General features: G+C 42.1%; 14 protein-coding genes. All 14 read left to right on the top strand.

What is annotated here, in order from left to right; all coding sequences use genetic code 11:
* The first annotated feature begins 9 nt into the window (after positions 1 to 9).
* Positions 10 to 2352, top strand: a complete 2343-nt coding sequence (locus ACQQ5U_RS11800) for an FHA domain-containing protein (protein ID WP_437397742.1) — start codon at positions 10 to 12, stop codon at positions 2350 to 2352.
* 10 nt (positions 2353 to 2362) lie between these two features.
* Positions 2363 to 3217: an LEA type 2 family protein gene (locus ACQQ5U_RS11805; RefSeq protein ID WP_437397744.1), complete on the top strand. Its 855-nt coding sequence runs from the start codon at positions 2363 to 2365 to the stop codon at positions 3215 to 3217.
* A gap of 19 nt (positions 3218 to 3236) precedes the next feature.
* Positions 3237 to 3797 carry an RNA polymerase sigma factor gene (locus ACQQ5U_RS11810; protein ID WP_421810694.1) on the top strand — a complete coding sequence of 187 codons (561 nt, stop codon included), beginning with the start codon at positions 3237 to 3239 and terminating at the stop codon, positions 3795 to 3797.
* A 2-nt stretch (positions 3798 to 3799) separates the two neighbouring features.
* Positions 3800 to 4915: a hypothetical protein gene (locus ACQQ5U_RS11815; RefSeq protein WP_437397746.1), complete on the top strand. Its 1116-nt coding sequence runs from the start codon at positions 3800 to 3802 to the stop codon at positions 4913 to 4915.
* Positions 4916 to 4991: 76 nt separating this feature from the next.
* Positions 4992 to 5522, top strand: a complete 531-nt coding sequence (locus tag ACQQ5U_RS11820) for a hypothetical protein (RefSeq protein ID WP_437397747.1) — start codon at positions 4992 to 4994, stop codon at positions 5520 to 5522.
* Positions 5523 to 5699: 177 nt separating this feature from the next.
* Positions 5700 to 6473 carry a tetratricopeptide repeat protein gene (locus ACQQ5U_RS11825; protein WP_437397749.1) on the top strand — a complete coding sequence of 258 codons (774 nt, stop codon included), beginning with the start codon at positions 5700 to 5702 and terminating at the stop codon, positions 6471 to 6473.
* Positions 6474 to 6520: 47 nt separating this feature from the next.
* Positions 6521 to 9289 (top strand): protein kinase domain-containing protein, encoded by a 2769-nt coding sequence (locus tag ACQQ5U_RS11830; protein WP_437397750.1) that lies wholly within the window; start codon positions 6521 to 6523, stop codon positions 9287 to 9289.
* Positions 9290 to 9299: 10 nt separating this feature from the next.
* Positions 9300 to 10043: a PP2C family protein-serine/threonine phosphatase gene (locus ACQQ5U_RS11835; RefSeq protein ID WP_437397752.1), complete on the top strand. Its 744-nt coding sequence runs from the start codon at positions 9300 to 9302 to the stop codon at positions 10041 to 10043.
* Between the two features lie 149 nt (positions 10044 to 10192).
* The gene (locus tag ACQQ5U_RS11840; protein ID WP_437397754.1) at positions 10193 to 10780 is read left to right on the top strand and encodes an RNA polymerase sigma-70 factor; all 588 of its coding nucleotides are present in this window, start codon (positions 10193 to 10195) and stop codon (positions 10778 to 10780) included.
* A 130-nt stretch (positions 10781 to 10910) separates the two neighbouring features.
* Positions 10911 to 12032 (top strand): FecR family protein, encoded by a 1122-nt coding sequence (locus tag ACQQ5U_RS11845; protein WP_437397756.1) that lies wholly within the window; start codon positions 10911 to 10913, stop codon positions 12030 to 12032.
* A gap of 171 nt (positions 12033 to 12203) precedes the next feature.
* A complete protein-coding gene (locus ACQQ5U_RS11850; RefSeq protein WP_437397758.1) occupies positions 12204 to 15473 on the top strand; it encodes a TonB-dependent receptor in 3270 nt (1089 codons plus the stop codon).
* Between the two features lie 14 nt (positions 15474 to 15487).
* Positions 15488 to 17149 carry a RagB/SusD family nutrient uptake outer membrane protein gene (locus ACQQ5U_RS11855; RefSeq protein ID WP_437397760.1) on the top strand — a complete coding sequence of 554 codons (1662 nt, stop codon included), beginning with the start codon at positions 15488 to 15490 and terminating at the stop codon, positions 17147 to 17149.
* Between the two features lie 49 nt (positions 17150 to 17198).
* Entirely contained in the window at positions 17199 to 18557 is a 1359-nt protein-coding gene (locus tag ACQQ5U_RS11860; protein ID WP_437397762.1) for a fibronectin type III domain-containing protein, read from the top strand.
* A 4-nt stretch (positions 18558 to 18561) separates the two neighbouring features.
* Positions 18562 to 19500, top strand: coding sequence for a metallophosphoesterase family protein (locus ACQQ5U_RS11865; RefSeq protein WP_437397764.1), 939 nt, complete (start codon positions 18562 to 18564; stop codon positions 19498 to 19500).
* Positions 19501 to 19659 lie beyond the last annotated feature (159 nt).

Consider the following 19659-nt stretch of genomic DNA (forward strand, 5'->3'; position numbering starts at 1 on the left):
ATACCGGAAATGCACCTCATCTGGAACGGACAGTCCATTCCCCTGTCTAAAAATGAAATTATCACCATTGGGAGAAAAGGCCATGGTGCCCATGTTGAGATAGACAGCCGACTTGCTTCCAGAAAACATGCCCAAATTGAAGCAAGGATGGACGGAATCTACATCATGGACCTTGAAAGCTCCAATGGGACCATGGTTGGGCAACAGCCGATCACCCCAAATACATGGGTCAAGATGTTACCTGATGATGTTTTTACCATAGCATCACAAAAACTAAAAGTAGCCGCTGAAGGTCAAAAAGAAAAGGCTCCAAAATCCTCGGAACCCCAAAAGGAGTTCAAAGGCTTCAAACAGAAAATTGTATCCAAAGGAGCTTATAAAATTGGTAGACTCGAGAATAATGACATTGTTTTGGATGATCCCACGGTGACCCGGGAACATGCAATAATTTCCTATTCGCAGGGTGAATTTTGGATCGAGGACCTCGGCTCCACCAATAAGACCTATCTCAATGGAAAGGAGTTGAAATCCAAGGCCAAGTTCAAGGACAGTGATACGGTCACCATATCATTTTACACCATTACCCTTAAAGACGGGGCCAAGGACCTAAGGAAAGAAAGCAGTGCCATAAGAGCATTGGCAATTCAAAAAAAATATCCCAACAACAAGATTGGATTGCAGGCCATGTCCCTGAACATTCCCCATTCCACTTTTGTGGCATTGATGGGACCGTCAGGGTGTGGAAAATCCACCTTGTTGAAATGTTTGAACGGGGAGAATCCGGCCACGGCGGGGGAAGTATTCATCCATGGATTGTCATTGGCCGATAATTTCAGCCTCATCAAAAAGAAAATAGGTTATGTCCCCCAAGACGATATCATCCACAAAGAATTGACGGTATACAAGACTTTGTTCTACGCGGCAAAGCTACGTTTGCCGGATGATACTGCCGTATCAGAGATCAACCAAAGGATTGATAAGGTCATCAAGGACCTCAATTTGGACCAAGACAAGGAAAAGGACATCAGGATCATAAAAGTGGGCAATCTTTCTGGTGGACAGCGCAAACGTGTGTCCATTGCGGTGGAACTTTTGACCGAGCCCACCATTCTGTTTTTGGACGAACCCACTTCTCCCCTAGATCCCGAGACCATTGAAAGTTTTCTGAAGAGCCTTAAAAAATTGGCCCACTCTGGAACCACGATTGTAATGGTGACCCACAAACCGGAAGACCTCAACTATGTGGACCAAGCCATATTTTTGGGTGTTCAGGGGCACAAGGTATTTCAAGGCCCGGCCAGCCTATTGACTTCCCATTTTGAAGCCCAGAACATTGTAGAGGTCTACAGTAAAATGAGTGATATCGGCACGGTAACCTCCTATTACCAAAAACCCGGCAAAGTTGGATATAAGGCCGTTAACAACCCAGACGTAAAAAAAGAAAAACCCGACTCGTACTGGCTACAATTGTATTGGTTGGTTTCAAGATATTTCAACATCAAACTCAATGACAAGGGAAATTTGGCCCTGTTATTGGCACAACCCGTGATCATTGCGGCATTGGTCTGCTTGGTATTCAACAAATTTCAGATTGGGGTCATGTTCTTGATGGCCATTTCTGCCGTTTGGTTTGGGGTGAGCAATGCCGCAAAAGAGATTGTTGGTGAGCTTACGGTATACAAAAGGGAGCGAATGTTCAACCTGAACATCAATACCTACATCCTTTCCAAATGGCTGGTACTTTCCTTGATTGCCCTGGTGCAGACCGTATTGTTTGTGAGCATCATCTACCTCAATTTCAAATTAAACACCTATGAAGGTTTTGAGGAAGTGTACCTACGTCCTTTTGGCCAGAGCATGCTGTTCATGTTCTATATTTCGGTTTCTGCCTCCCTGATTGGATTGTGGCTTTCATCAGCCTTCAATACCACAGAGAAAGTAATGACCGTAGTGCCCATTGCACTGATGCCACAGATCATGTTGGCCGGGGTAATGACAAAAATCAACAATACCTTGGTGGAAATCTTGAGCTTTTTCACTTTGGGCCGATGGGGCACCGAGGGCTTTGCCCGTTTGCAGGACAATGCTTCCCCCGCTTCTGAATTCAATCCAGACACCGTTCAAGCCGTTTTGACCTCTGTGCCATTACCTGCACCAGAAGTCGGTACACAGACCACCTCAACCTCAGCAGTGCAACTCCTCGACCTGTACAATGAAAAGTTGGTGGATGATGGAACGTTGATCGGTGATGTCTTCAACAGTTTTGATATGAACGTGGTGGTCATCGCAGCACTCAATGTTATGTTTTATGTCTTGATCTATGTTTCACTTAAAAAGAAGGACAGTATTTAAAACTACCACTATGAAAAAAATAACACTAGTATTTGGAGTACTTCTTTTGTTTACCTCATGTAGCAAAAAACCAGAATTTGTTGCCATAGACCATGTTACCATTAAAGGACTCACGGAAGATGCATTGGTGGTGGGATTGGATTACGTGGTATACAACCCCAACAATGTAAAAACAAAACTGAGGCAATCCAGTATGGAGATTTTTTATAAGGATTCTTTGGTAGGAAAAGGGTTTTTAAACGAACAAATGAGTCTCGCCGCCAATGATACCATACGAATACCGGTAACCTGCGAGATAGCACTCAAAAATCTTAATGCCTTTTATCCTGAATTATTGGCATCAGATTCCACCGAATTTGCCCTCAAGGGCAATGGAAAGGTGAGCTTTCTGCTGAATTCCTTCACCATTGCACTGGATGACAAGATACATCTGAACACCAAAAAGGCCATTTTGGAGGAAATCAGCAAAAATTTGGATTACGGCAATAATTTTAAAATTCGGTCCATTTCCAGCAATGAATTGCCCTCACTGAGCAAAACACGGTTAAAATTAGGTGTTGAGACCCTGAACAGATTGCCCATTGCCTATACCATCAATACCATGAAACTTGAATTCTATTTGGATGAAAATAAAGGGAAAGTGGCAGAGTGGACCATGGATGAACCATTTTACCAAGAAGCACTAAAATCCACTACCATTCCCATTGATGTTACCTTGAGCAATTTTGATATTTTAAAACAGATGAAGTTCTCTTGGCTGACCGACCAAAAAGCGAATTTCACTATTTTAGGCGAGGCCCAAATAAAAATTCAGGAGTATGAATTCAACGTGCCCATAAAGGACCGTGTGGAAATAGGATTATAGCCATTTCAGAAAAACCTTGATGACCGACCAAGAACTGATAGACCAATTAAAGAAAGGGAACGAGAATTGTCTGCAGCAACTGTACCAGCATATGGGCATGGTAAAAAGTTGGGTAGGACAGAACAACGGCAATGAAGATGATGCTTTGGATGTTTTTCAGGAAGCCATTATCGTATTCTATAAAAATGTGATGGCCGGAAACTATGAACTCCGAAGCAAAATAAGCACCTATCTGTTTGAAATCTCGAAACGACAGTGGCTCAACCAACTCAACCGTAGAAAAAAATATGAAAATAGACAAAGTGAGATTGGTATTTCACAAGAAGGCCATGAATCCATAGATCCGGAAATCACCCGAAAGGGCCCAAACCTCCGGGAATACCTTGAAAAAGCTCTAGCAAAGGTCGGGGACCCCTGCAAATCTGTTTTGGAGGCCACCATATTTTTGGGGATGCGCATGGAGGATATAGCCGAAAGATTCAATTACTCCAGTGCCCGTTCCGCCAGCCAACAGAAATTACGGTGTCTTCAAAAGCTAAGGGGTGAAGTCTCCTATGATGTCATAATCCGTTTAAAATAGCCATGAGGGAAGAATTGAGATATATTGATTTGATTGACAAACACCTGACCGGCCATCTTAATGATGATGAAAAAAGTGAGGTGGAACAGCTGTTAGCTGAAAACAAAGAATTTGCAAAGGAGCTTGAGGTATATAAAAAGATCTACAAGGGCATTGAATCAAAGGAGGACCGAAAACTAAGGGCCAAGCTAGACCTTTTGTATGCCGAATATAAGGCGTCTGGAGAGCAAAAGCCCAAAGGGCTATACCGTAGACTGATCATCTACAGCGGGGCCGTGGCAGCCTGTATTGTGTTGGGAACCCTGTTCTACGTCTTCAGATCAACTGGTAACGACCCTATTGGCAATGACACCCCCAACGTGGTTGATGTGGACTCCGTTCGAACGCAGCCAGTGGATAGTCTCATTTTGAAAAAGAACGACACCCAAGTTACAGAGAAAGAAGAACTGCCCGAAGATGAATTGGGTGGCAGCCCGCAAGACGAAACACAATTTGCTTTCTCCAACGGAAAATCACTTCCATCGGAATCCATACGTCTGGTTAGACAGCCCTCATCGCTCACCTACACTTTTAATGGCCAAGAACTGGTCTTATATGAGGATTCAGGGATTTCAGGCCTTCAATTACAAATGGGTAAAGATCAAAAAGACAACTATTACTTAAAATATGGGGATAAATTGTTCAATCTGGCCATTTCATCGACCATAAATCCATTGGAAGAAGTCCAAGAAGGATACACTTTTGGGGGAATTCAAGATGAGAGCGTGCAAGTGAAAGTCATGCCCCTCATTGCAAATTCGCAGCCCTATTCCGGTTTTACCGTTTCACTTACGGAGAACTCATCCATGGATAAAAATTATTTCTTTTTGGAACAGAATGAAAAAAAACAGTTGGTCATTGATGCCAATATGGATATTGATTCCATTACGGTCATGGTTGTTTCAAAAAGCGAAGGGAACTCTTATTACCTTATTCATAAAAATGAGCTCTATCCCCTAAACATTGACGCTACTGAAACCACCTCACTAGAACAAATCGATTTTACCAAAAATAATGAAACCCGTATGTTCATGGACCGGCCATCCTTTCCGAAAGGTGTTTACGAAATAATTTTTTAGAAAAAATCACCAAAAAAGATGACCTCGCCAATCTGCGGTTATATACCCATAGAAAGTATAACCAAAACGATTAAAAATGACATCCAAAAAAGTACACACAATTCTTCTAATTGGTTTGTTCTGTGGTTTTGTAAATGCCCAAAATCCAGATGCCACAAAAAGAGGGAGCCGGGGAACGACCGCTAAGACTGCGGAACGAGTAGATCAAGTGGACCAAATTGTCCAGAAAACCAACAAAGACATTGACCAAACGGTGGAGGGCATTGACAGCACCATTGAAGGTGCCAAGGAAACCGTTGAAAAGGTGGGGAGCATTTTGTTCGGCTCCAAGAAGGAAAAAAGCAAGAACACAATATTGATTTCCATAGCCACTGTTACCTATGGGGACAAAAATGTAGAAAACCTGTACCATGAACTCTCCAAGAAAAATGGAACGAAAAAAACCTCCAAAACATTTTCGAATGGCATTCTTACCATCCAAATTGAATCCAAACAAAATGCGGGTACCATTTGGCAAGAGTTATCCCAAAATGTAAGGGACCCTTTTCAGGTAACCTCCATGGGAGAAAACAACATTGCGGTTAGACTGCCAACCGAGGCTGAATAATCCGTAAATAACCCAGTCACGATATGGCTATTTCATAAATCCAAAACATATTTGACACCAAGGTCTAAAAATGTTGGTATAAAAAGTTTCATATACCTATTTTTAATGCTGACTGCCGAATAGGTTCAGGTACAAGAAGATATAACACTAATTTCAACCTTAACACCTCATCACAAAATGAAAAAATTACTACTACTGATCGCCTTGCTTTCCTTGGTTCCCAACCTTGCATCCGCAAGACGTATCGGAGGACTTTTTGGAAAAAGCGAACGAATCCATAAAATTACTGACGTCGATATTAAAGGTGCCAATGGCGAAGACCTTTACCTGGCCCACAAAACAACATCCCTGTACATTTTTATGGGAGCCTACATGACGGATGATGGTTATGTTTTGGGGGTAAAAGGAAGTATCGACACCTATTATGACCTGGATGAAGAGCAGATAAAAAAATTCCAGGCCAGCGGAGCTTTACCAACCCCTCTTCCGCCCTATAAAATAGAATTCACCGAATGGCTATGGGGATATGCCCTATGGATACTGCTTGCCGTTCTGGCCATAATTTGGTTCTTCCCAAAGAATAAAGAAGCTCTTTTTGCCCAAGGATGTAAATATTACTTTGGTAAAAACACTCCGGTAAATTACCCAAAGGCCATGCGCTATTTTGAAAAATCGGCCAAAAAAGAATATGGTCCGGCCGTATTCAACCTTGGGGTCATGCATCTCTCGGCCCAGGGTACCAAGAAAAATGTGGACAAGGCCATGGAATTACTGAGAAAAGCCTCCAAATTGGGATATATGGATGCCAATGTAACACTGGGAAACCTCTATTACAATGGCAGTGAAGTGACCAAAGACCTTGGTAAGGCCGAGGCTTGGTACAAAAAGGCCTGCGATCAGGGAAATGCCGATGCCTGCAAAATGGTGACCCACATACAACAGGCAAGTTAATTAAAATCAACATCAATCAGCAACCAAATTCAACTACGCCGACCATCATGAAACTATCACATTACCAGTGGGATCCAGAAAAAGACCTTATAGCTGAGGGCGGGTTCGCCGAAGTGTTCAGGGCCAAGGACCTCAATGCCGAAGGAAGATATGTGGCCCTCAAAATCTACAAAGAAGCTGTTTCCAGGGGTACCTCGGGAAGTACCGGACAGAAAAAATACAGCTTGGAACAGGAGTTTTCCAAAATAGATGGGCTGTCACATACCCACCTTATCACCTATTATGGTCTGGAATACATTACCCACACGGATGCCATGGGCAGAAACGTGAATTATCCTGTGTTGATCATGGAGTATGCCGGGGAAGGAACCTTGGGCCATGCGATACACCGAAAGCTCTCTTTGGAAGAAGGAAAGAACATTATCGTGGAGGTGGCCCAAGCGGTGGATTATCTGCACAAACAGGGCATTGTCCACAGGGATTTAAAACCTGGGAACGTACTATTTTCCAAGGACCGCAAAGGAAACAAAGTGCCCAAGGTGACCGATTTTGGGATCAGTCAGGACATTCTATCCGACAAGACCATTCAACAGTCCATGACCGAGGGGGTGGGAACACCTCACTACATGGCTCCGGAGCAATTCTTTAAAAAGAAATTCGGACTGAATGGGGATATCAGTGAGCGTACCGATATCTGGGCCCTTGGCATCATGTTCTACAAAATATTGACCGGAAAGTTGCCTTTTGGACATGACAAGAAGGACTATGAACTCATTCGGGACGGTATCGTTGGGGAAGAGCCCGATTATTCCGAGGTGCCCGAAAGATTTAAGAATTGCATAAAGACTTGTTTGCAGAAAAATGCTTCGGATAGGTATGCTTCCGTATCCGATTTCATCCGGGACATCAATGGGGAAAGCAATGAAAGTGGCACTGTGTTCTTGGGAGGTAGCGAAACACAATTTTCCCCACCGCAATCCAAGCCCAAAAAGAAGAAAAAAGTCTGGCCTATTTTATTGGCCACTATCTTAATCTTGGGTGCAGGATATGCGGGATATGCCTTTTACAAGGCTTCCAAGGTTAAATCCATATTATCAGAAGCCTGGGATGCCTATACACATGGTAACCATAAAAAAGCCTATGGTCTTTACCAGGATGCCGCTGAATATGGTTCTGGTGAGGCGAATTACTTTTTGGCCACCATGAACAATTATGGATTTGGTACCGAAGTCAACTACGACATTGCCTTGCAATATACAGGCAAGTCCTTGGATTCTGGATATGAAATGGCGGACTTTCAATATGCCTGGGCCTATCAGAATGGTTTCGGAGTGGATAGGGACACGGTAAAAGCCCTCGTGTATTTCAAAAAGGTATTGGATCGGGTCAAAAACCAAAGTGAGAAAGGAAATCCAGAAGCACAGAATATTTATGGATTAATGGAATTGAACGGGTATGCCGTGGGAAAAGACCCTATCAAAGCAAAAAAAATGTTCAAAATGGCTGCGGAACAGAACCATCCGGCGGCCATAGAGAACCTGGCCATCCTATACAAGCTAGAGAAAAAATACGAGGATGCCTTTAAAATGTACGAGAAGGGCAAAGATCTCAATAGGTATTCCTGTTACCGTGGCCTGGCCGAGATGTACCGTTACGGCCACTTTGTTCCCAAGGACACCGTCAAGGCCCTCGAATTATATACCAGTGCCGCTGAAAACAATGACCTAGTATCACAATATTCGTTGGGCAATTTCTATTATAAGGGAATCTTGGCCGCGAAGGATAGGTTGAGGGCCGTACAATGGTATACAAAAGCAGCGGAACGTGGCTATTTGAACGCACAAAATGAACTCGGCATCATCTTTTATGAAGAAAAGAAGTTTACTGAAGCGAGAAAATGGTTCCAGATGGCAGCTGACAAAGGAAATGCCTTTGGCGCCTATAATCTTGGATTGATTTATTACCAAGGTCTCGGTACCCCAAAAGATATCTCCGAAGCAAAAAAATGGTTTTTGGTCGCAGCTGAAAAGGGATATGCACAGTCCCAATATAAAATGGGTGATATTTTGGAATATGGAGATGATGGCAAGGTTGATCTTGAGGAAGCCATACGATGGTACGAACTTGCCGCGGTTCAAAATAATGTTCCTGCCCTATATGCTTTGGGCAGGCTATACTATGATGGAAAGGGGAAACCAAAAAACCGTAAGACCGCCAAGGAATATTTCATCAAGGCAGCGGACCAAAACTATTATTTGGGACAGTACATGCTGGGAGTGATGGCTGAAAACGGCATAGAGGGCACCGTAAATTATGTGGAAGCCGAAAGATGGTACAAACTATCGGCAAACCAAGGGTATTTGAAAGCCCAAAAGGCATTGGGCGGCTTGATCTACAATGGCAAAATTCCCGGACAAAAAAAGATAGTGGCCCGTACTTGGTACAAAAAAGCAGCAGACCAAGGGGATGCCGATGCCCAATATATGGTGGGATTGATAGATTATAATGACAAGTATTACAGTTTGGCAAAAACATGGTTTTTAAAGGCGGCAAAACAGAACAACTCCAATGCACAAAATTATCTAGGGGTCATGTACGAGCTCGGATATGGATCTCCCAAAAATCCATACACGGCCTTCAACTATTATAAAGAGGCGGCGAACAACCAAAACCGTTTGGCAATGTACAATACAGGGCTATGTTATTATTACGGCAAGGGAGTAACCGTCAACAAAACCATTGCCAAGAATTGGTTTGATAAATCCTGCACCGCCGGCTATCAATCAGCTTGCAATTTCTTAAAGAAGAATTATTAAATAGGTTGTAATGAAGCTTTATGTACCGGTGCATTGCCATGAACTTGGCCAACGTACGAACAACGAGGACGCCATTTACCCTAAGGAGGCATCAGAAAAAACCAGATTATTTATGGTTTGCGATGGTGTCGGTGGCCAGGCCAAGGGCGAAGTGGCCTCTTCCTTGGTTTGTCAAGGATTCGCTGCATATGTCTCTGAAAATCCAATCGGGACCATAGAAAACAGCATGTACTTACCTTTGGCCCTGCAAAGTGTCGAACAAAATTTGGGTACATACCTCGAAACCCATCCCGAAGCGAAGGGCATGGCCACTACGCTCACTTTTTTGCTGATTTCAGATGAGGAAGAAAAGGCTTTGATCGGGTGGGTAGGCGATAGTAGGGTATACCACATACGGGATGGTAAGATCCTCTTTCAAACCAAAGATCATTCCGTGGTGCAGGGAATGGTGGATATGGGAGAAATTACCGAAGAAGAAGCCCAAACACATCCCAAACGGAATATTATCACAAGGGCGATAAATGGCACCAATCCAACAAGAATCGATCAACATGTCATTACGGATATCAAGAAAGATGATTTCTTTTTTCTTTGTACCGATGGCATTTTGGAGCACCTTGACGAAGAAAGGATTTCTTTATGGTTCAGGGACAAAGCATCGGTGCAGGGAATCAAATCGGAAATCATGGAAAATGCCAAAGACGGTACCAAAGACAATTACTCCATGTATATCATAAAAATAAAAGATGTATGAAAACAAGATTTGGGGCAGTTTCCATAGGAATGATGTGCTTGGATATTGGGGAGTCCCAATACAAAAATTAATTCTTAACAATTACTTAAAAATTAAGCCCAGATAACGATACGTTGTTTGGATAGATTTGGATACCAATTAAAGTTGAGGTGACCAATTCCAGTCTTGAGAACGATTTCGTGTTTATCCTGCAATTAAAGCAAGGCGAAAGACATGCGTATGACAAATTATTCAACACCTATTGGAAACCCCTTTTTAAATCTGCCTTCAATATTTTAAAAGATCAAAAAATCTGTGAGGAGATTGTCCAAGATATTTTCATTGGTATTTGGAAAAATAGAAAAAATCTTGAAATCAAAGTTTCTTTGGAAAAATACCTTTTTTCATGTGTTCGATATCAGGTGTTCAATCAATTTCGTAAAAATCAAAAAAATTTAAGGGCAGAACTCTTTGAAAATTTAGAACAGCGCTGTACCTACGAAAACCCAGAAAGCGAAGTGCTGTATAAAGAACTTGCTCAAAAAGTTGACTCCATTGTAGAAGAGCTACCAGAAAAATGTCGCTTGGTCTATAAAATGAGTCGCGAAGAACAACTGAGCCACAAAGAAATTTCCAGCCGATTGAACATCTCCCCGAAAACGGTTGAGGACCATATTACAAGAGCACTTGGTATATTGAGGACATCCTTGGGAGGTTTTCTAAGCTTACTTTTCTTATCCACCTTATTATTTCCTTAGTTTCCTTTTGGACCCAAGTAACCTGGAAAATATCCTTATTTTTAAAAAAAGTGAGAAATCTATCCGGGGATGAACAAGTTTTAGGACACTATATTAATGGGACACATAAAGATGTGAGCCATTTCAAAAAATGAATAAAAAACAATTCTTAAATCTTGTAGAAAAGTATCTATCAGGTAAAGCCACTCCCGAGGAACAAAAAATTCTTCTACGGTATTACAATAGCTTTCAAACGAAAGACAGTGAAGAAGAAATGGATTTTTTAGTTTCGGATGAAAGAAAAAAGAACATTTTAGGAAATATCCAAAAAACAGTAGAAAAAGAGCAGACCAGAAAGTTGTGGAACAAAGAGATTCTAAAATATGCAGCTATTGGAATCTTACTGTTGGGCGCAGGTTACTTCTTTAAGAGCATGCTGCTGGATACAAATGAGAACCTTTTGCTCATTCAAGATGAAAATTCCATTACCCTAGAAATGGAAAACGGGAATACAAAGATCATTGCTGAAGATGGCCAAATCAATATTAAAAATTCCAGCGGTAGTGTCATAGCCAGTCAAAATGGTAATCAATTGGTTTATGATAATAAAACCGATACCGAGGAATTGGTCTATAACACCCTTAGAGTACCATATGGCAAAAAGTTCAATCTCCAATTGTCCGATGGCACAAAAGCGTATTTGAATGCGGGATCCTCACTTAAATATCCGGTCAAATTTTTACAGGGTATGGTAAGACAGGTTTTCCTATCGGGTGAAGTGTTTTTGGATGTCCAAAAGGATTCTGCCCACCCATTTATTGTTAATGCGGATAACTTAAACATACAAGTGTTGGGTACCAAGTTCAATGTTACCGCCTATCCCGAAGACGATACATCAGATGTTGTTTTGTTGGAAGGTTCCGTGAAATTGGATAGTGATAAAGGCGATTTGAATCCCGTAGTACTAAAACCGGGTTTCAAAGGAAGCTATGACAAAAACGCCCATGATATAGATACCAGGGAGGTGATTACAGGGATCTATACATCTTGGATGAATGGAGAATTGGTATTTAGGAACATGTCGTTCCAAAACATTCTTAAAAAGTTGGAAAGGCATTATGATGTGGTCATTGTCAACAACAACAAAAAACTATCATCCGAAAAATTCAATGCCAATTTTGGGAATGATTCCCTTATTCAAGTCCTGGAAAATTTAAAGGCCACCTATGGAATTGATTTTGAAGTCGATAAAAACCAAATAACCATTTACTGACAACTTAAAACTACAAAGCCAATGAGATAGATACCAGACTTGACTGAAATAAGAACCACTCGTTTTCTTCCTTGAATCTGAAGAAATAAAAAATCGGAAAATGGTTGCACATTTCCCGATTGGGTTACAGTGATCATTAGGAGAATAACCACAATTTAACACTATAAAAGTATGAAAAAACTTCTTTACCATACAAGAAGCCCTTACCCTTTATTGAAATTTGATTTAAAAATGAAACTTAGTGTGCTGTTCACGTTTGTTGCACTTTTGACAATAAAGGCGAACACTTCTTATGGACAGCAGACTAAACTTACACTGGATCTGAACAATGTTTCTGTAGAGCGACTTATCGATAACATTGAAAACAGTACTGAATTTAGGTTCGTTTATAAAGTAACGGCCGTGGACCTGGAACGCCAAGTCACCATTCATGTAAAGGAAGAGTTGATAGAAAAGGTATTGGAGAGGATCTTTACAAATACCTCGACCTCTTATAACGTTATTGATCGGCAGATATTCCTGACTGAAAAAAAGGAGCCTATCATCGTTCACAAACCAATTACCGTACCCAAACCACCACAATTTACCATCGTCGGAAAAGTTGTGGATGAATTTGGAACACCCCTATTGGGGACCACAGTTGCCGTAAAAGGAACTACCTATGGCACCACTACGGATTTTGATGGCAACTTTTCCTTGACAATAGATGGTTCCAATGCAATACTGCAATTCTCATTTGTTGGGTACGTGACCCAAGAAATAGAAATTGGGAATCAAACCACCATCAATGTAAAATTACTGCCGGATAATGCTGAACTGGATGAAGTGATCGTGGTCGGATATGGTACACAGAAGAAAAGTGATGTTACAGGTTCCGTCACTTCTGTGGCCCAGGAACGATTGGATTTGGTTCCAAATAGAAATATCGCACAAGTTTTGCAAGGAGCCTTGCCAGGTGTTACCATTCGCCAAACGACGGCAGGAGCAGTAGGGGAGCAAACAATCATAGTCAGGGGCCGCAACTCCATTTTGGCCAGCAACGAACCCCTCATAGTTATGGACGGGGTGCCCTATTATGGGAATTTGAATGATATCAATGTCAATGACATTGCCTCTTTGGAGGTGTTGAAAGATGCATCTGCATCGGCCATTTATGGCTCCAGAGGATCCAATGGTGTTGTTTTGATCACGACCAAAGCAGGCACGAAAGGAAAGGCCAAAATCAGTTATCAAGGAAAATATGGTATCCAGGAACCTATCAATCTACCAGTTTTCTTGACCGGAAAAGAGTTCTACGAATTTAAATCCACCCGTAACGCCGAACTGTTGACCGACACAGAAATTGCGAACTATGAGGCTGGATTGGAGACGGATTGGATAGACCTATCCCTAAGGACCGGCTATACACAGGCCCATAACATTTCCGTTGCTGGGGGAAGTGATAACATCCAATACTACATTGGTGGTAATTTTTTGGATGTAAAAGGGCTCTCTGTCACCGATCAGTACCAAAGAATTTCGGGAAGGGTGAACATCGATGCCAAAATAACAGATTGGTTGGACTTTGGAACCAGAAGCCAATTCACTTATGATGATAGGGGAGGTTATGACATTGACTATGAAGCTGTTTTTGAGATTAACCCACTTCTGGCCAATCCTTTTGACGAAAATGGAGAAATCAATCTATTTCCATGGCCAGAGTTTCCTGATGAAAATCCTTTAGAGGCCCAAAATTATGATGATGAGGATTACTCCAATCAAATTGTTTCGAACAATTATATCAATATAGCCTTTCCTTTTTTAAAGGGATTAAATTATAGGTTGAACACTGGTATACGAAGAAGGTGGTCTGAACGTAAAACATATGCCGGAAACAATACAGTAGTGGGAATAGCCAACTCGGGCTATGCATATCTTTCCAGTACCGAGTTTAAAAATAATGTAGTGGAAAATATACTCACCTACAGCAAGGAGTTTGGCAAGCACAATGTATTTCTTACCGGTGTCTTTAGCTATGAGGAAAACGAGCAGTATTTTGAGGAACTCACAGCGGTCAATTTTCCTAACGACGAGTTCTCCTATTTTGGAGTTTCACAAGCAACTTCGCTGGTGGCACAAAATGATTACCAACGCACCGCGCTTATTTCACAAATGTTGCGCCTCAATTATTCCTTTGACAATACCTACTTGTTGACTTTGACAGGAAGACGGGATGGTTTTTCAGGTTTTGGGCCTGATAATAAATGGGGTATTTTCCCTTCTGTTGCATTAGGATGGAACATTTCAAGAGAACCTTTCCTCGAAGATTCGTCCACTATCAACCAACTAAAATTAAGGTTGTCATGGGGTGTAAATGGAAACCAGGCGGTTGACCCCTATTCATCAATAACAAGATTGCGGGACAGGAACACTTTATCTGGTGACCAGTCCTTAGTAGGGTATGTCCCCAGTGTCATTGGCGATAAGGATTTGGGATGGGAATCGAGTGAAACCTATAATTTGGGATTGGATTTTGGATTTTTCAAGAACAGGATTTCAGGGGATGTGAACCTATATGAGACCAACACCTCCGATCTATTGTTGAACCGGACCATATCTTCCGTTCACGGAATAAACCAAGTGACCCAGAACATTGGGGAAACACAAACTCGGGGACTTGAACTTTCCCTTTCTGTTGTTCCTTTGGCCACACAAAATTTCAATTGGAAAATATCTGGAAACTTTGCAACCAACAAGAACAAGATAGTCTCCTTGTATGGTGATTTGGACGGGGATGGGCTAGAAATCGATGATTTGGCCAATGCTTGGTTTGTCGGGGAGCCCATTCGCGTCAACTTTGACCAAAAGATGATCGGGGTTTGGCAATTGGGGGAAGAGGAAGAAGCTGCCATTTATGACAGGGTTCCCGGTGATGCTAAAATAGAGGATGTTGACAATAATGGGGTTTTGGATGATGATGATCGTCAGATCATAGGGCAACAAGATCCAAAATATACATGGGGACTGAGCAATGCCTTTCAGTATAAAAACCTGGGGTTAGAGATATTCTTTATTGGTTCCCACGGCGCTACGCGGTTTAATAATCTACTGAGGGACAATACAGCAGCTGAAATTAGGCGAAACGTCCTTAAAAAGAATTGGTGGACACCAGATAACCCCACCAATGAATACTATAGGAACAATGATGAGGTAAAGGGAGGCTCAATTTATGAAGATGCCAGTTTTATCAGGTTAAAGGATATTACCCTCTCCTATAGTTTCCCTGAAAAGGTTCTCTCTAAAATCAAGCTGGATAAACTTCAATTGTTTGCATCGGGAAGGAACCTACTTACCATTACAGATTGGACAGCCGGAGATCCCGAACTGGAACTCCCGAGCAGTCAAGCGGGCATTCTTCCTCTTCAACGAGAGTTGACCCTTGGATTAACAATAGAATTTTAAGTAAAAAAGAAGAAATGAAAAAAATAATAATAAGCCTTATGACCACTGTACTCCTCATTAGCGGTTGCAGTGATGATTTATTGAACGAAAACCCGCCCAATGTAATTTATGCAGAGAAATTATACTCTGAGCTATCTGGGCTGGAAGCAGGAATAAACGGTCTTTATTCCCTGATGCGCTATGAGCGGGAAGGATTGAATGCCAGTTCCTCCCTAATTACGGATGTTACCATGTCCGGTACCGATATGTTTGCCGCTAACCATAGTGGTAATGGGGTATCCCGTGTATCTGTGGATTGGACAGCCAGAAACAAACCGGATTATAATGTATATGAAGGTGTTTTCCTATGGCTTTATGAAATTGTAAACTCTTCCAATGAGATCATAAAGAATGTTGAAGAAAGGGATGACATTGATTGGAGCGGTAATGAGCTAAGTGAAGTTGAAAACAAAAACTTGATTCTTGCTGAGGCAAGAGTGGCCCGGGCGTTTGCCTATCGTCACCTTACATATCTTTGGGGCGATGTTCCTTTGAATTTGAGCCCGTCAAGTGATGGAATAATCAGAACCGACTGGGAGCGTACCCCTGTGGATAAAGTAAGGCAACAAGTGATCAAAGATCTACTTTTTGCAGAGCCCCTTATCCCTGTTGAGGGCTCTTTGACGGGTAGAATGACCAAAGGGGCCGTGCAGCACTATCTGGCGGAAATATATCTCACCTTGAACAAACCGGATAGCACACTGTTTTGGGCGAGCAAAGTGGTCAACAATCCAGCGTATGCCCTAATCACCGAACGTTATGGGGTTCAGGCTGGCCAAGACGGTATCGCTTTTATGGATATGTTCAAGGATGGGAACACAAATCGCGAAGAAGGAAATTCAGAGGCTTTATGGGTCTTCCAGTTCAAAAACAATGTTCTTGGTGGAGGGGAATATCCCATTATGGCAATGCACCATACCTCTAGATATAGGAGTGGTGATCTGGATTTGACCGTTACGGCTGATAGAGGGGGATATGGAAATGGTAGGTCTTCTTTGACCAAGTGGGCACTGGATAATTTTGATGACCCCAACGATGACAGGTTTTCGGAATATGCCATTAGAAAGGCCTTCACCTATCGGGATGCGGCAGGGAATGCGCCTTATCCAGCTGACAATCTCCCCGAAGGTAAAAATTATGGGGATAAAATCTATTTGGATTGGAGCGAGGATATCACCGATGACCATAATGGTATTGAAGAATGGCCCTTCAGTAGGAAATACGATTGGGCCGATCCCATTGATCCCATTGGGAACAGGGAATCGTTTTACGATCAAATTTACCTTAGGGCAGCGGACACATATCTATTAAAAGCTGAAGCGGAGTTCAAGTTGGGGGATGCAGGGGCCGCTGCCAATACCATAAACACACTTAGGACAAGGAGCCATGCTTCCAATATTACGGAAAGCGATATCGATATTGATTTTATACTGGATGAGAGAGCTAGGGAACTGATGGCCGAGGAACCTAGGAGATATACCCTTTTGCGAACCGGAAAATGGGCCGAACGTACCATGAAGTATAACAATCGCGGGTCAAGTACCATTGATCCACAGCGTGATATTTTGCTGCCCATTCCGCAGTCTGTCATAGATTCCAATTTAGAGAAAGAAATGCCCCAAAACCCAGGCTTCTAAAAACAAAGGCCCCTGACCATAATCAAGTAGGGGCTTTTATTTCCATAGTATGATGAAAAAAAACACTTTTCTACTTATATCATTTTTAGTACTCGTTTTTCATTGCCAAGGACAGAAAAAAGAAGGGTACGACAACAGCCTTTTGGAACAACTGCCCCATCACATCAAACTGTCATGGGAAACTTCTCCCGATCACAGTCAGGCAGTTACATGGAGAACACGATCGTCCGCATCAAAAAACTATATAGAATATGCGGAAGCGACGGCTTCCCCCTTTTTTGAAGAGCGGACAATAAAAATAGGGGCGACCACACAATCCTATACATCGGATGACGGTTTATGGTATTATCATACTGTAAATCTTCGGAACTTGAAACCGAATACCCAATATTCCTATCGAGTGGGCAACAAGGACCATTGGTCCGAGTGGTCCGAATTTAAAACGGCGACCGGACAGAACGAACCTTTCAAATTTTTGTACTTCGGTGACGTACAACGATACATCCATTCATTGGGAAGCAGGACCCTGAGACAAGCGGTTTTGGCCAATCCGGATTCCAAGTTCATGTTGTTTGCAGGGGATATGGTCCATAGAGGAGGGTTGAACAAGGAAAATTGGAATGAATTTTTCCCTGCCGGGGGATGGATGTTCAACAATATACCGATTATCGCAACCCCGGGAAACCATGAGCATCTAAAGGCGTCCAGTGGAGTTGATATTTCCCCGTTGTGGGCCAATACGTTCGCATTTCCAAAAAATGGGCCCAAGGGACATGAAGAAGAGACCTTCTATGTGGATTATAATAATATTCGGGTAATTTCCTTGAATCTAAATCGATATAAATACCCCGAAGATCGTAGGGAAATCCTGGAGTGGACCGAAGAACGGCTTAAAGAATACGAAGGGGACTGGATTTTTATCACCCACCACCATGCCATGCGCGGGCTGGCCAGAAACAGAGATTCCGGGGTTCGTTTTCCAGAATTCCAGACACTTTATGAAAAATACAAGGTTCCCCTGGTCTTGACCGGACATGAGCACCTTTATGCAAGGGGGAGGATGGTCATGGATTTTCCGATTCATGTGGTGTCGGTTGCAGGCCCATATCAAAATGCGATCCAGTTCAGTGATTGGATCGAGCGTGCGGGAACCTCGATGCAACTGTACCAGGAAATATATGTTTCCGAAAATAAATTGAGGTACGTGGCAAGGACGGTCTTGGGCGAAGTGTATGATGCGTTTACCATTACCAAAAATGAAAATGGTGAAATGCAGTTTGAAGAAGCACCGGATCTACCTGCCGAATCCCTTATCCCCACCAAGGACTTTGAAAAAAGATATGACAAGGAGTTGGTCAAGACCTATGAAGCCGACAAGGCCAAATATTTACAAAGAAAAAACCGGTGAAAGTATGAGAACAAGAGGACTAGTGCTGATATGGCTATTTGTTTCATCGGGCATTGCTGCCCAAAACAAGAATCCCATTACTTCGACATATGGGGGTCAGGAAATTTTTTCCTTTGTCTTTATGACCGATATCCATCTACAACCAGAACTTGGAGCACAAGAAGCATTTCAAAAAGTAATCGACACGGTCAATAAACTCAATGTTGATTTTGTGATTACCGGGGGTGATTTGGTATATGATGTGCTGAGAGGCAATTTTGGTCGATCAGACTCACTCTTCCAAACCTATCACAACACCATCAAAAAGTTTGATGTGCCTGTTTATAATACCATAGGGAACCATGAACTCTTTGGAATCTATAAGGAAAGTGACATTGAAGAAAGTCATCCAGATTATAAATATGGCATGTATGAGCGCTATTTGGGAAAAAGATACTATTCCTTTGACCATAAAGGCTGGCATTTTATCTCATTATGCTCCATTGAAGAAAAAGACCATAAATATATAGGTATGATTGATGATGTACAGATGGAATGGCTTAAAAATGACTTAGCTCAATTGGATGCCAACATCCCAATAGTGGTGTTAACCCACATTCCCTTTATTTCCACCTATAGCCAACGGTATCCAAAAAACAAGGTCACAGAGGTACCCAATGAGCTTTGGATCTATAACCGGGACGAGGTTCTTAAACTTTTCAATAATCTTGATTTGAGATTGGTACTGCAAGGACACATGCACTGGATTGAGGATTTAAACATTCAAAATAAGACCTGGTTCATTACTGGAGGCTCAGTGGCCGGTAGACCTAGTTGGAAAAGGAAAGATAATAGGGGCGACGGCATCCAATATGATGAGGAAGGTTTTATGGTGATACATGTGGAACATGAGAAAGTTTCATGGCATTACATTGATTACAAATGGGAAAGCCAATCTAAATGATCTTCGGTAGGAAACGACTGATATGGCAGGTGTACCCAAAGTATAGATGATGATTCAGAGGTTGGAGGGAAAATATACTCTAGGTACAATGTTTCTTCTTTGGAAGATAGTGGAGTATTGTAGTAAAACATTACTGAACTCTTAAAGTCATAAAGGCTG

It is taken from the genome of Flagellimonas lutimaris (assembly GCF_051494225.1).
Lineage (GTDB): Bacteria > Bacteroidota > Bacteroidia > Flavobacteriales > Flavobacteriaceae > Flagellimonas > Flagellimonas lutimaris_A.